Source organism: Stutzerimonas chloritidismutans (assembly GCF_020783375.1).
GTDB lineage: Bacteria > Pseudomonadota > Gammaproteobacteria > Pseudomonadales > Pseudomonadaceae > Stutzerimonas > Stutzerimonas kunmingensis.
Genome location: NZ_CP086067.1, coordinates 4,069,679 through 4,082,057 on the forward strand (window position 1 = coordinate 4,069,679; position 12,379 = coordinate 4,082,057).

The 12,379-nt window shown below is 65.1% G+C and carries 11 protein-coding genes; 5 read left to right on the top strand and 6 right to left on the bottom strand.

The window, feature by feature from the left end:
- Positions 1–3: 3 nt before the first annotated feature.
- The 4 genes from LLJ08_RS19150 to LLJ08_RS19165 all read right to left on the bottom strand — a co-directional run bounded on the left by LLJ08_RS19150 (position 4) and on the right by LLJ08_RS19165 (position 3,939).
- Complete coding sequence (locus LLJ08_RS19150; protein ID WP_102833478.1) at positions 4–606, bottom strand: nitroreductase family protein; 603 nt, start codon at positions 604–606, stop codon at positions 4–6.
- Positions 607–769: 163 nt separating this feature from the next.
- Positions 770–2,314, bottom strand: a complete 1,545-nt coding sequence (locus LLJ08_RS19155; protein WP_044315157.1) for a phosphoenolpyruvate carboxykinase — start codon at positions 2,312–2,314, stop codon at positions 770–772.
- Positions 2,315–2,535: 221 nt separating this feature from the next.
- Positions 2,536–3,423 (bottom strand): Hsp33 family molecular chaperone HslO, encoded by an 888-nt coding sequence (gene hslO / locus LLJ08_RS19160; protein ID WP_041015313.1) that lies wholly within the window; start codon positions 3,421–3,423, stop codon positions 2,536–2,538.
- 117 nt (positions 3,424–3,540) lie between these two features.
- Positions 3,541–3,939: an RNA-binding S4 domain-containing protein gene (locus LLJ08_RS19165; RefSeq protein ID WP_014821963.1), complete on the bottom strand. Its 399-nt coding sequence runs from the start codon at positions 3,937–3,939 to the stop codon at positions 3,541–3,543.
- Between the two features lie 101 nt (positions 3,940–4,040).
- On the opposite strand from LLJ08_RS19165, the gene rimB reads away from it, so the two are divergent.
- Together rimB and rimK are read left to right on the top strand one after the other, a co-directional pair.
- Entirely contained in the window at positions 4,041–4,508 is a 468-nt protein-coding gene (gene rimB, locus LLJ08_RS19170) for a retropepsin-like aspartic endopeptidase RimB (RefSeq protein ID WP_031298444.1), read from the top strand.
- Positions 4,505–5,410: a 30S ribosomal protein S6--L-glutamate ligase gene (rimK, locus tag LLJ08_RS19175; RefSeq protein ID WP_023447046.1), complete on the top strand. Its 906-nt coding sequence runs from the start codon at positions 4,505–4,507 to the stop codon at positions 5,408–5,410. Before rimB ends, rimK begins: the two co-directional genes overlap by 4 nt.
- A 21-nt stretch (positions 5,411–5,431) precedes the next feature.
- Here the strand turns inward: rimK and LLJ08_RS19180 are convergent, their stop codons facing one another.
- Both LLJ08_RS19180 and ompR read right to left on the bottom strand, forming a co-directional pair.
- Positions 5,432–6,763, bottom strand: a complete 1,332-nt coding sequence (locus LLJ08_RS19180) for an ATP-binding protein (protein WP_228207699.1) — start codon at positions 6,761–6,763, stop codon at positions 5,432–5,434.
- A 76-nt stretch (positions 6,764–6,839) separates the two neighbouring features.
- On the bottom strand, positions 6,840–7,574 hold the full coding sequence (gene ompR / locus LLJ08_RS19185; RefSeq protein WP_014821967.1) for an osmolarity response regulator transcription factor OmpR: 735 nt from the start codon (positions 7,572–7,574) through the stop codon (positions 6,840–6,842).
- A 225-nt stretch (positions 7,575–7,799) separates the two neighbouring features.
- Between ompR and LLJ08_RS19190 the strand changes: the two genes are divergently transcribed.
- From LLJ08_RS19190 to gshA, 3 genes are all read left to right on the top strand, one after another.
- Complete coding sequence (locus tag LLJ08_RS19190) at positions 7,800–10,118, top strand: Tex family protein (protein ID WP_228207700.1); 2,319 nt, start codon at positions 7,800–7,802, stop codon at positions 10,116–10,118.
- Positions 10,119–10,120: 2 nt separating this feature from the next.
- Positions 10,121–10,510, top strand: a complete 390-nt coding sequence (locus LLJ08_RS19195; protein ID WP_104098223.1) for a PaaI family thioesterase — start codon at positions 10,121–10,123, stop codon at positions 10,508–10,510.
- Positions 10,511–10,781: 271 nt separating this feature from the next.
- Positions 10,782–12,359, top strand: a complete 1,578-nt coding sequence (gene gshA / locus LLJ08_RS19200) for a glutamate--cysteine ligase (protein ID WP_228207701.1) — start codon at positions 10,782–10,784, stop codon at positions 12,357–12,359.
- Positions 12,360–12,379 lie beyond the last annotated feature (20 nt).

Genomic DNA, 12,379 nt, shown 5'->3' on the forward strand with positions numbered 1-12,379 from the left:
GACTCAGAAGCGGTCGCGAATCACCACCTCATCGAACGGCAACTTGCCGATCCGCGGCTTCGGCTCAGCAGCACGCTTGCCCACCGCGACCATCAGCGCGATGACATGGTTGTCCGGCAGGTTGATCAGCTTGCCGACCGCGTCGAAATCGAAGCCATCCATCGGGCAGGAATCCAGGCCCCTGGCCCGTGCCGCGAGCATCAGCGTCTGCGCCATCAGGCCGCAACTGCGCATGGCTTCGTCACGCTGGACCTGCGGCTTGTCGCGGTAGTAGGCATCGATGGCGCCGGCCATAAAGTTCTGCACCTCGCCTGGCGCACCATCCCAGACCCGGCGGACATTCTTTTCCCAGCTGTCGACCTGCGCGCAGATCACCACCAGCATCGAGGCATCGGTCATCTGCGCCTGGTTCCAGCCCACCTCGCGGATCTGCGCCCGCAGCGCCGGGTCGCTCACCTCGACGAAGCGCACGTGCTGCAGGTTGAAGGCGGAGGGTGCCAGCAGTGCCAGTTGCAGCAGCTCGTCCTTCTCCTCCCGGCTGAGCTGGAAGCTCGGGTCGTAGACTTTGACGGCGCGACGGGTGCGGATGGCTTCTACGGTATTCATGACGCTTCCTCGTGATCAACAGTGGCGCCATGCTAAGGGCGCCGACCAATCGAATCCATGCGCCTTGACCGATAAGAATCATCGACGCCTTTGATCCGAATCACCACCCGGCACAAACGAAAAAGCCGCCCGGAGGCGGCTTTTCGATCACGCGGCGGGCAGCTTAGAGCTGCGGGCCGGCGTTGCGGATGGCGTCGGAGACATCGAACTTCTTGAAGTTCTCGACGAACTTGGCTGCCAGTTCCTTTGCGGCCTGGTCGTAGGCGCTCTTGTCGGCCCAGGTGTTGCGCGGGTTCAGCAGCTGAGTATCGACGCCGGCGACGGCCTTCGGCACGTCCAGATTGATGATCGGCAGGTGCTCGGTCTCGGCACCGATCAGCGCGCCGCTCTGAATCGCCGCGATCACCGCACGGGTGGTCGGGATGTTGAAGCGCTTGCCGACGCCGTAGCCACCACCGGTCCAGCCGGTGTTGACCAGGTAGACCTTGGAGCCAAAGCCGTTGATACGCTTGATCAGCAACTCGGCGTACTCGCCAGCCGGACGCGGGAAGAACGGCGCGCCGAAGCAGGTGGAGAAGGTCGACTTGATGCCGCTGCCCGAACCCATTTCGGTGGAACCGACCAGCGCGGTGTAGCCGGACAAGAAGTGGTAGGCAGCCTGCTCGTTGTTCAGGATCGACACGGGCGGCAGTACGCCGGTCAGGTCGCAGGTCAGGAAGATCACCGCGTTCGGCTCACCGCCGAGGTTCTTCTCGGAGCGCTTCTCGACATGTTGCAGCGGGTACGCGGCGCGGCTGTTCTGGGTCAGGCTGGCGTCGGCGTAGTCGGGCAGACGGGTGCGCTCGTCGAGCACCACGTTCTCCAGCACGGCGCCGAACTTGATAGCCTTCCAGATCACCGGCTCGTTCTTCTCGGACAGGTCGATGCACTTGGCGTAGCAGCCACCCTCGATGTTGAACACGCGGCCAACGCCCCAGCCGTGCTCGTCGTCGCCGATCAGGTAGCGGCTCTCGTCGGCCGACAGGGTGGTCTTGCCGGTACCGGACAGACCGAAGAACAGGGTGGTGTCGCCGTCTTCGCCGATGTTGGCGGCACAGTGCATCGGCAGCACGTCGACGTCCGGCAGCAGGAAGTTCTGCACGGAGAACATGGCTTTCTTCATTTCACCGGCGTACTGCATGCCGGCGATCAGCACCTTCTTCTCGGCGAAGTTGATGATTACGCAGCCATCGGAATTGGTGCCGTCACGCTCGGGTACGCACTGGAAGAACGGTGCGTTGAGGATGCGCCACTCGCTCAGGCTGGCCTGGTTGAACTGTTCCGGGGTGATGAACAGGCAACGGCCGAACAGGTTGTGCCAGGCGGTCTCGGTGGTCATCTTGACCGGCAGGTAGTGCTCGGGATCGGCACCGACATGGACGTAGGAGACGAAGCTGTCGCGCTCGGCGATGTAGGCTTCGACGCGGTTCCACAGTGCTTCGAAGTTGCCGGCCGGGAACGGACGGTTGATCGGGCCCCAGGCGATCTTGTGCTGGGTGCTCGGCTCTTCGACGATGAAGCGGTCAGCCGGAGAACGACCCGTGCGGTGCCCGGTCTTCACCACCAGAGAGCCATTGGCGGACAGTTCGCCCTCTCCGCGCTTGACGGCTTCTTCAATCAGTTGAGCGGTGCTGATGTCGGTGTACACGGCGTTGGTGGCTTGCGTCATGAGTGTTCCCGTCGGCCTTGGGCCGATTCCTCCATGCTGTTGTAGCCCGCCGAGCGACGAACTACATCGAAAAAAGTGCGCGCGATTATGCCAGATAATGCGCCGCGCTGGGTATGAGGCCGTGATGGCCAAATAGTTCACTGGCTGGCTGCAGGTCCATCCCTGTCTCATTCCTTAGCGTACTGGCGCTCCGCGGATGGCTGCCGAGCGCCAGGCGCCGCTTAATGACGGGTGCCCGAGGGCGCGTCGCTGCCGCCACCGGCGAAAAGCTGGGCCACGTCCGCGGCATCATAGGTGTACTTCTCGTTGCAGAACTGGCAATCGATGCTCACCGCACCGCCCTGCTCGACCACCAGTTGCTGGGCGTCTTCCTCGCCCAGGCTGATCAGCGCACGGGCCGAGCGCTCCCGCGAGCAGCTGCAGCGAAAGCGGATCGGCAGCGCGTCGAACAGGCGCAGCTGCTCCTGATGGTAGAGGCGATGCAACAGCGTCTCGGCATCCAGCCCGAGCAGTTCCTCGGCCGTCAGGGTATCGGCCAGGGTGCGCAGGTGCTCCCAGCTGGCGTCACGCTCGTCGGCATCCTTGATTCGATCGGCCGGCAGCTGCTGCAACAGCAGGCCGCAGGCCCGGCGGCTATCGGCATTGAGCCAGAAGCGCGTCGGCAGCTGCTCGGACGCAGCGAAATAGTTGGTCAGGCATTCCGCCAGGTTGACCCCGTCCAGGCCGACGATGCCCTGGTAGCGCTGGCCGTTGGCCGGGTCGACGGTGATCGCCAGCATGCCCTCGGGCATCAGCTCGGCCAGCGTTGCGCCCGTCTCGATCTGCTCGGCGTGGTAGCGCGCGATGCCGCGCACCTCCCGGGCACTGGAGCACTCGACCATCAGCAGCGGGACAGCTCCGCTGGAACGCGCCTGGAGAATCAGCAGCCCGTCGAACTTGAGCGTGCCGACCAGCAGCGCGGCAGCCGCGAGCAGCTCGCCAAGCAGCTGGGCGACGGGCTCGGGGTAGGTGTGCTTGGCCAGCACGTGCTGGAAGCTTTCGTCCAGCGTGGCGATTTCGCCGCGAACGTCGGAATCGTCGAAGATAAAGCGCTGAGTTTGGTCGGACATGCCGGGGCTCGCTGGAACGGCGGAGGAAGCCGGCGATTTTAGGCGCAAAGCCGGCCCGGACCAAGGGCGGCTGCCGGACGGCCTCGTGAGTGATGCAGCTCGCCAGCGTTGCGAAGATCAGTCCGGTTTGTAGTCGCGCAGGTACTGGATCTGCCGGCGCTGCTTCTTGCTCGGCCGCCCATCGGTCTGCAGCCCCAGCGCGCCGGCCTTGCGCTGCGCCGCCGCTTCCTCGCGCGCGGCCAGGCTTTGCGGCGTCTCCTCGTAGAGTGTTTGCGCCTCGGGCGCTCCGCGGCGCACCGCCGACAAAGCGCGGACGACCACCGTGCGCTCGTCGAAACCGATGCGGATCAGCAGCTCGTCGCCCACCTTCGGTTCCTTGCTCGGCTTGCAACGCTCGCCACGACAGTGCACCTTGCCACCCTCGATGGCCGCCTTGGCCAGCGCGCGGGTCTTGAAGAAGCGCGCAGCCCACAGCCACTTGTCCAGGCGCACCTTGTCGTCGTCTTTTTCGGCCATCGTCCAGCTCTATCCTCTACACGTCGTTCTAGGGTGTTACAGACGGATGCAGTTGTCATGCACCCCGACTAGAATGCCGGCAAATTCTTCGGACGCTCCCATTGAAGAGACTCGACCCCCATACCGTGATCGGTCTGCGTGAGTGGATCGCCCTGCCGGATCTCGGCGTGGTGGGCCTGCGCGCGAAGGTCGATACCGGGGCCAGCACATCGGCGCTGCATGCTACCGAGATCAGCGAGTTCGAACGCGACGGTCAGCGCTGGGTCCGATTCACCGCCCACCTGGGCACGCTGGTACAGCGCCGCCACCGCTGCGAGGCACCGCTGGTCACGCGCAAGCTGATCAAGAGCTCCAACGGGCAGGTGCAGACGCGCTACGTGGTGCGAACCTTGCTTGCACTCGGCAGTCATGTCTGGCCGGTGGAGTTCACCCTGACCTGCCGCAAGACCATGCGTTATCGCCTGCTGCTCGGTTCAAAGGCACTGGTCGAAGGGCAATGGCTGATCGATCCGTCGCGAACCTATATCCAGGACAAACCCCAGATCCTCACTTCCTCCGGTGCTCCATGAAAATCGCCGTGCTGTCGCGCAATCCGCGCCTGTATTCCACCCGACGCCTGGTCGAAGCCGGCCAGCAGCGGGGCCATGAGGTGGTGGTGATCGATACGCTACGCGCGTACATGAACATTGCCAGCCACAAGCCGCAGATCCATTACCGCGGCAAACCGCTGGACGGCTTCGATGCGGTGATCCCGCGCATCGGCGCCTCGGTGACCTTCTATGGCTGTGCGGTGCTGCGCCAGTTCGAGATGCAGGGCGTGTTCCCGCTCAACGAATCGGTCGCCATCGCCCGCTCGCGGGACAAGCTGCGTGCGCTGCAACTGCTGTCGCGCCGCGGCGTCGGCCTGCCCGTGACCGGCTTCGCCCACTCGCCGGACGACATTCCCGATCTGATCCAGATGGTCAACGGCGCACCGCTGGTGATCAAGGTACTGGAAGGCACCCAGGGCATCGGCGTGGTGCTCTGCGAAACCGAGAAGGCGGCCGAATCGGTGATCGAGGCCTTCATGGGTCTCAAGCAGGACATCATGGTGCAGGAGTACATCAAGGAAGCCGGCGGCGCCGACATCCGCTGCTTCGTGGTCGGAGACAAGGTCATCGCGGCGATGAAGCGCCAGGCCAAGCCCGGCGAGTTCCGCTCCAACCTGCACCGTGGCGGCTCCGCCAGCCTGATCAAGATCACCCCGGAAGAACGCATGACCGCCATCCGTGCGGCCAAGGTGATGGGCCTGAACGTCGCCGGCGTCGACATCCTGCGTTCAAACCATGGCCCGCTGGTGATGGAGGTCAACTCCTCGCCGGGCCTGGCCGGCATCGAAGAGACCACCGGCAAGGACGTCGCCGGGCTGATCATCCAGTACCTGGAGAAGAACGGCGGGCCGCACCTGACCCGCACCAAAGGCAAGGGCTGATTCCGCCTCGTGGCGAACCGGCTACTCGGCCGGTTTGCCCTGCACCGCATCGCGCGGCAGCAGCAATCCCAGCGGCAGGCTGACGCGCGCCTCCAAACCACCGCCCTCACGGTTGCGCAACTCGACGATGCCGCCGTGCTGTGAAGCGATGCGTTTGACGATCGCCAGACCCAGCCCGGCGCCCTGCCCGCCACGAGCGCGATCACCGCGGATGAACGGATTGAAGATGCATTCCAGCTCGGCGAGGTCGATCCCCGGGCCGCGGTCGAGCACGCTCAGCACCACGTAGGGCGCGTGCTGGTCGCCCGACACATAAGCCGCCACCTCCACCCCGCCGCCGCCGTAGCGCAAGGCGTTCTCGATGAGATTGACCAGCAGCCGCTTGACCGAAACCCGACGCAGGGCGAACGGTGGCATCGGCTCGACACACAGCCGCACGATCTCCTGTTGCTGGTTGTAGGGCGCCACCACTTCACGGATCAGCTCACCGAGATCGGTGGTTTCGACCGGTTCATCGCTGCCGTCGCGGACGAAGGCGAGGAACTGATCGAGGATCGCATTCATGTCCTCGACATCACGAATCATGTCGTCGGTCAGCTCGTCATCGCTGCTCATCAGCTCCAGCGACAGGCGCAGGCGCGTCAATGGCGTGCGCAGATCGTGGGAAACCCCGGCCAGCATCAGTTCGCGCTCCCGGCCAGCCTGCTCGACGTCCTCGGCCATCTGGTTGAAGGCGCGATACACCTCGGTCATCTCGCTCGGCGTATCGCTGATCGGCAGGCGCACGCGCCGGCCCTTGCCGATCTGCCGCGCGGCGAAGACCAGCCGCTTGAGCGGCAGATTGAGCTGGCTGACGAAGATCCACGCCGCCCCGGTAGACAGCAGGCCGATACCGAGAAACCAGCCGAGCACGCTCCAGATGCGCTGGCCACGCAGCGGATAGGCGTACAGCGGCACCTGCACCCAGTCCGGCCCCAACGCAGGCGCGCGCACCCAGATCGCCGTGGACGGCTGGATACGCACGCGCACCTCGGTATCGTCGCCCAGCTCGTCGCGCATCTGCCGCTGGAATATCTCGGTGTAGGGCCAGTGGTATTCGCTGCGCGGCACGTTCTGCTCGGCCACCAGCTGCAGGCCGGCGGCGCGACCGATACGGTCGCGGTCTTCGAGATCGGCGGCCCAGTAGGCACGCAGCGTCAGCGCCGCGCCGTGGCTGTACTGGCGGTCAACCAGCACGTCCTCGTTGGTCATCAGATAGACCAGCGTCAGGACCTTGGAGAACAGCACCACGATCAGCACCATCCACAGGGTGCGGGCGAAGAAGCTTTGCGGGAACCAGAGCGGAGTTTTCATGAAGTCCCGGCGGCAGGCACAGGACGGCAGGCCGCGAGCTTAACGCGCTCGCAGTCTGCAGCAGGCCGCAGCCAACTCACTTGTTGCCGTCCGGCACGAATACGTAACCCACACCCCAGACGGTCTGGATATAGCGCGGCTTGGACGGGTCCGGCTCGATCAGCCGACGCAGGCGGGATATCTGCACGTCGATGGAGCGCTCCAGTGCATCCCACTCGCGCCCGCGGGCAAGGTTCATCAGCTTGTCGCGGGTCAGCGGCTCGCGTGCGTGCTGGACCAGCGCCTTGAGCACGGCGAACTCACCGGTGGTGAGCATGTGCACCTCGTTGCCCTTCTTCAACTCACGGGTCGCCAGCGACAGCTCGTACTCGCCGAAGGTGACGGTCTCGTCCTCACTGGCCGGCGCGCCCGGAACCTGCGGCGCCTGCCGACGCAGCACCGCACGAATGCGCGCGAGCAGCTCACGGGGGTTGAAGGGCTTGGCCAGGTAATCATCGGCGCCCTGCTCCAGGCCCTGAATGCGACTGGCCTCGTCGCCCTTGGCGGTGAGCATGATGATCGGAATCTGATTGTTGCCCTCGCGCAGCCGGCGGCACGCAGACAGACCATCCTCACCCGGCATCATCAGGTCGAGCACCACCAGCTGGAACAGCTCGCGGCTGAGCAAACGATCCATCTGCTCGGTGTTTTCCACGGTACGGACGCGGTAGCCCTGCTCGTCGAGAAAACGCTCGAGCAGACGTCGCAGACGGGCATCGTCATCGACGATGAGGATTTTTTCGCCTTCGCTGGCTGGCGCAGTGCTGCTCATGGAAACTCCCAGATGGTCGACGGCGCATTATTGCGCAGTGTGGATCGGCCCTACTGACAGCCATTGTTAGCAGATTTTTCGTCGAACGGCCGATTCCCGCAGCATTCGACCCAGACCGGCGACCGCTCACCGGCAATCGGTTGAGGCCGGCCGCCGCAGTTCCCCTATAATCGCCGGCTTTCGCGCAGGCCCGGCCTGCATGGTTTGACTGACCCAGGTAGGTTCATGGACAGCATCAATTCCCGTATCGCCAACGAGCTGGGCGTGCGCCCGCAACAGGTCGCCGCCGCCGTGGCGCTGCTCGACGAAGGCTCCACCGTTCCCTTCATCGCCCGCTACCGCAAGGAAGTCACCGGCAGCCTCGACGATACCCAGCTGCGCAACCTGGAAGAGCGCCTGCGTTACCTGCGCGAGCTGGACGACCGCCGCGTCTCGATCCTCGCCAGCATCGAGGAACAGGGCAAGCTGACCCCCGAGCTCAAGCGCGAGATCGACCTCGCCGACACCAAGACCCGCCTCGAAGACCTCTACCTGCCCTACAAGCAGAAGCGCCGCACCAAGGGTCAGATCGCCCTCGAAGCCGGCCTTGGCGAGCTGGCCGATGCGCTGTTCGGCAACCCGGAGCTCTCTCCGGAGCAGGAAGCCGAGCGATTCATCGACGCCGAGAAGGGTTTTGCCGATGTGAAAGCCGTCCTTGAAGGCGCCAAGTACATCCTCATGGAGCGCTTCGCCGAAGACGCCGACCTGCTGGCCAAGCTGCGTGACCTCCTCAAGCACAACGCGACCCTCAGCGCCCGTGTAGTGCCGGGCAAGGAAAGCGAAGGCGCCAAGTTCAGCGACTACTTCGAGCATGACGAAGTGTTGAAGAACACCCCTTCGCACCGCGCGCTGGCGATCTTTCGCGGGCGCAACGAAGGCATCCTCAGCGTCAGCCTCAAGGTCGGCGATGAAGTGCCCGGCAGCATGCACCCCGGCGAAGGCATGATCGGCGAGCGCTTCGGCATCGCCAACCGCGGCCGCGCCGCCGACAAGTGGCTCGGCGAAGTGGTGCGCTGGACCTGGAAGGTCAAGCTCTACACCCACCTGGAAACCGACTTGCTCGGTGAGCTGCGCGACAAGGCCGAGGACGAAGCCATCTCGGTGTTCGCGCGCAACCTGCACGACCTGCTGCTCTCCGCCCCGGCTGGCCCGCGCGCGACCTTGGCGCTGGACCCGGGCCTGCGCACCGGCTGCAAGGTCGCGGTGGTCGACGCCACCGGCAAGCTGCTGGAAACCGCCACCGTCTACCCGCACGCACCGCGCAACGACTGGGACGGCACCCTGGCGATTCTCGCCAAGCTCTGTGCCAAGCACGCCGTCGACCTGATCGCCATCGGCAACGGCACCGCCAGCCGCGAATCGGACAAGCTGGCCGGCGAGCTGATCAAGAAAGTACCCGGCCTCAAGCTCACCAAGATCATGGTCAGCGAAGCCGGCGCCTCGGTGTATTCGGCCTCGGAACTGGCGGCCAAGGAATTCCCGGACCTGGACGTCTCCCTGCGCGGCGCCGTGTCCATCGCCCGCCGCCTGCAGGACCCGCTGGCCGAGCTGGTGAAGATCGACCCGAAGTCCATCGGCGTCGGTCAGTACCAGCACGACGTGTCCCAGCTCAAGCTGGCGCGCTCGCTGGATGCGGTGGTCGAGGACTGCGTGAATGCCGTCGGCGTCGACGTGAATACCGCCTCCGCCGCCCTGCTGGCGCGCATCTCCGGCCTCAACTCGACGCTGGCACAGAACATCGTTCAGTTCCGCGATGCCAATGGTGCGTTCAAGTCCCGCAGCGAGCTGAAGAAGGTGCCGCGCCTGGGCGACAAGACCTTCGAACAGGCCGCCGGCTTCCTCCGCGTGATGAACGGCGACAACCCGCTGGACGCCTCCGCCGTGCACCCGGAAACCTATCCGCTGGTCAAACGCATCGCCGCCGATACCAACCGCGACATCCGCTCGCTGATCGGCGACTCGGCGTTTCTCAAGCGCCTGGACCCCAAGCAGTTCACCGACGAGACCTTCGGCTTGCCGACTGTCACCGACATCCTCAGCGAACTGGACAAGCCCGGCCGCGATCCGCGCCCGGAGTTCAAGACCGCCGAGTTCCAGGAAGGCGTCGAGAAGCTCAGCGACCTGGAGCCGGGCATGGTGCTCGAAGGCGTGGTGACCAACGTGACCAACTTCGGCGCCTTCGTCGACATCGGCGTGCATCAGGACGGCCTGGTGCACATCAGCGCGCTGTCGGAGAAGTTCGTCAAGGACCCTTACGAAGTGGTCAAGGCCGGTGACATCGTCAAGGTCAAGGTCATGGAAGTGGACATCCCGCGCCAGCGCGTCGGCCTGTCCATGCGCATGAGCGATACGCCCGGCGCCAAGAACGACGGCCCGCGTGGCGGCGCCGGCAAGCCACGCGGCAACGCGCCGCGCAGCGAGCGCCATGCCAAGGAAGAAAAGCCGGCACCGGCCAATGCCGCCATGGCCGCACTGTTCGCCAACGCCAAGCAGCTGAGGAAGTAGGCATGAGCATTCAAGTCGAGGCGGTGGGCAGCTCCAGCGCCTTCGGCCGCCTGCTCGGCCTGGAGATTCACCAGGTCGGCAACGGCGAGGCGGTGCTCGGCCTGAGCATGCACGATGGCCTGCGCAACCTGCACGGCAAGCTGCACGGCGGCGCGCTGTTCTCGCTGATCGACACCGCCATGGGCCAGGCCAGCCACAGCCTCGGCGATGGCTCGCCGAACAGCGTCACGCTCGAATGCAAGGTCAACTACATCCGCCCGGTGAGCGAGGGCGAGCTGCGTTGCCGCGCCTGGGTGGTGCACGGCGGCAGGCGGACCCAGGTGCTGGAAGCCGAGGTGCATCAGGGCGACAAGCTGATCGCCAAGGCCCAAGCGACCTTCGCCTGCCTCTAGTGGCCTGTTTGGTAAGTTCGGTTGGTCAATTTCGGCGCCCATGGCCCCGATACTGCGTTGCTGCTCCTTGCCATAACCCCTCTATGACTCGTCGCAACGCCTTGTCTCGGAGCCATGTTCATCCGAACTTGCCTCAACCAACTCACCGCACAGGCCACCAGCCGTCCGCGGAGTCGGCATGCGTCGACAGCGATCGAAGCAACGCTGCCTCTTGTGAAGCGGCGTTTCCATCCCCATATTGGGCCGACTGTCGCGTGAAGGAATCCACAAGTTGAGCGCTCTTCTCACCCACCGCCTGGCATTGCTGGCCGAGCCGTCCCACCTGCCGCTGCTCAGTCAATGCCTGCACGGGATCGAACGCGAATGCCTGCGCGTCGACGCTCGCGGTCAGCTGGCGATGACCCCGCACCCCGCCGCACTGGGCTCGGCGCTGACCCACCCGCAGATCACCACGGATTATTCCGAGGCGCTACTGGAATTCATCACCGGCACCGACCAGGACCCGCAGAACACCCTGGCCGAGCTCGAAGCGATCCACCGCTTCACCTATGCCAAGCTCGGCGAAGAATTCCTCTGGAGCCCGTCGATGCCCTGCCCGCTGCCGAGCGAGGCGGACATCCCGATCGCCGAGTACGGCAGTTCCAACATCGGCCGGCTCAAGCACGTCTATCGCCAGGGCCTGGCCCTGCGCTACGGCAAGACCATGCAGTGCATCGCCGGCATCCACTACAACTTCTCGCTGCCCGAGGCGCTGTGGCCGGTACTGCAGGCCGATGATGGCGATATCCGCTCGGCCCAGGACTACCGCTCGACGCGCTACATCGGCGTGATCCGCAACTTCCGTCGCTACAGTTGGCTGCTGATGTACCTGTTCGGTGCCTCACCGGCGCTGGACGCCGGCTTCCTGCGCGGACGTCAGCATCAGCTCGAGACGCTCGACGCTGACACCCTGTACCTGCCGTACGCCACCAGCCTGCGCATGAGCGATCTGGGCTACCAGAACAATGCCCAGGCCGGGTTGACGCCCTGCTACGACGACCTGGCGAGCTACACCGAGAGCCTGTTCCGCGCCGTCTCCACGCCGTATGCCCCCTATGAGGCGATGGGCATCAAGGATGCCGCCGGCAACTGGCAGCAGCTCAACACCAACGTGCTGCAGATCGAGAACGAGTACTACTCGAACATTCGCCCGAAACGCGTCACCGCCACCGGCGAACGACCGTTGCAAGCGCTGCGCGCGCGCGGCATCCAGTACATCGAAGTGCGCTGCCTGGACATCAACCCCTTCCTGCCGCTGGGGATCGACTTCAACGAAGCGCGCTTCCTCGACGCCTTCCTGCTGTTCTGTGCGCTGGACGACAGCCCCTGCCTGGCCGACGGCGAATGCAGCGCGGCCACCGACAACTTCCTCAGTGTGGTCAAGGAAGGCCGGCGTCCGGGACTCGAGCTGCAGCGTTGTGGCGAGAACGTCATGCTCAGTGACTGGGCCAACCAGTTGCTCGACGAGATCGGCCAGGTTGCCGCCCTCCTCGACCGCAGCCATGCTGACTCCCGGCACGCCGAGGCGCTCGCCGAGCAGCGCGCCAAGGTCGCCGACAGCAGCCTGACGCCGTCCGCCCGCGTACTTGACGAGCTGAGCCGCAGCGGTGAGAGCTTCAGCCAGTTCGCCATGCGCCAGACCCTGGCCCACGCCGACTACTTCCGCAGCCAGGCACCGAGTGCAAGCGAGCTGGATCAGTTCGAATCCGCCGCGCATCAGTCGCTGGAGCGCCAGGCGGAGATGGAAGCGACGGACGAGCTGGATTTCGACAGCTTCGTCGTCGAGTACCAGCGCGGTCTTAGTCTCTGAGCAAATGGCGGGCGCAACGC

Coding starts and splice junctions, on each gene's coding strand:
- LLJ08_RS19195 (WP_104098223.1), top strand. CDS start 10,121: ATGAGCATTCAAGTCGAGGCGGTGGGCAGCTCCAGCGCCTTCGGCCGC.
- LLJ08_RS19165 (WP_014821963.1), bottom strand. CDS start 3,939: ATGGCCGAAAAAGACGACGACAAGGTGCGCCTGGACAAGTGGCTGTGG.
- rimK (WP_023447046.1), top strand. CDS start 4,505: ATGAAAATCGCCGTGCTGTCGCGCAATCCGCGCCTGTATTCCACCCGA.
- hslO (WP_041015313.1), bottom strand. CDS start 3,423: ATGTCCGACCAAACTCAGCGCTTTATCTTCGACGATTCCGACGTTCGC.
- LLJ08_RS19150 (WP_102833478.1), bottom strand. CDS start 606: ATGAATACCGTAGAAGCCATCCGCACCCGTCGCGCCGTCAAAGTCTAC.
- LLJ08_RS19190 (WP_228207700.1), top strand. CDS start 7,800: ATGGACAGCATCAATTCCCGTATCGCCAACGAGCTGGGCGTGCGCCCG.
- LLJ08_RS19155 (WP_044315157.1), bottom strand. CDS start 2,314: ATGACGCAAGCCACCAACGCCGTGTACACCGACATCAGCACCGCTCAA.
- ompR (WP_014821967.1), bottom strand. CDS start 7,574: ATGAGCAGCACTGCGCCAGCCAGCGAAGGCGAAAAAATCCTCATCGTC.
- LLJ08_RS19180 (WP_228207699.1), bottom strand. CDS start 6,763: ATGAAAACTCCGCTCTGGTTCCCGCAAAGCTTCTTCGCCCGCACCCTG.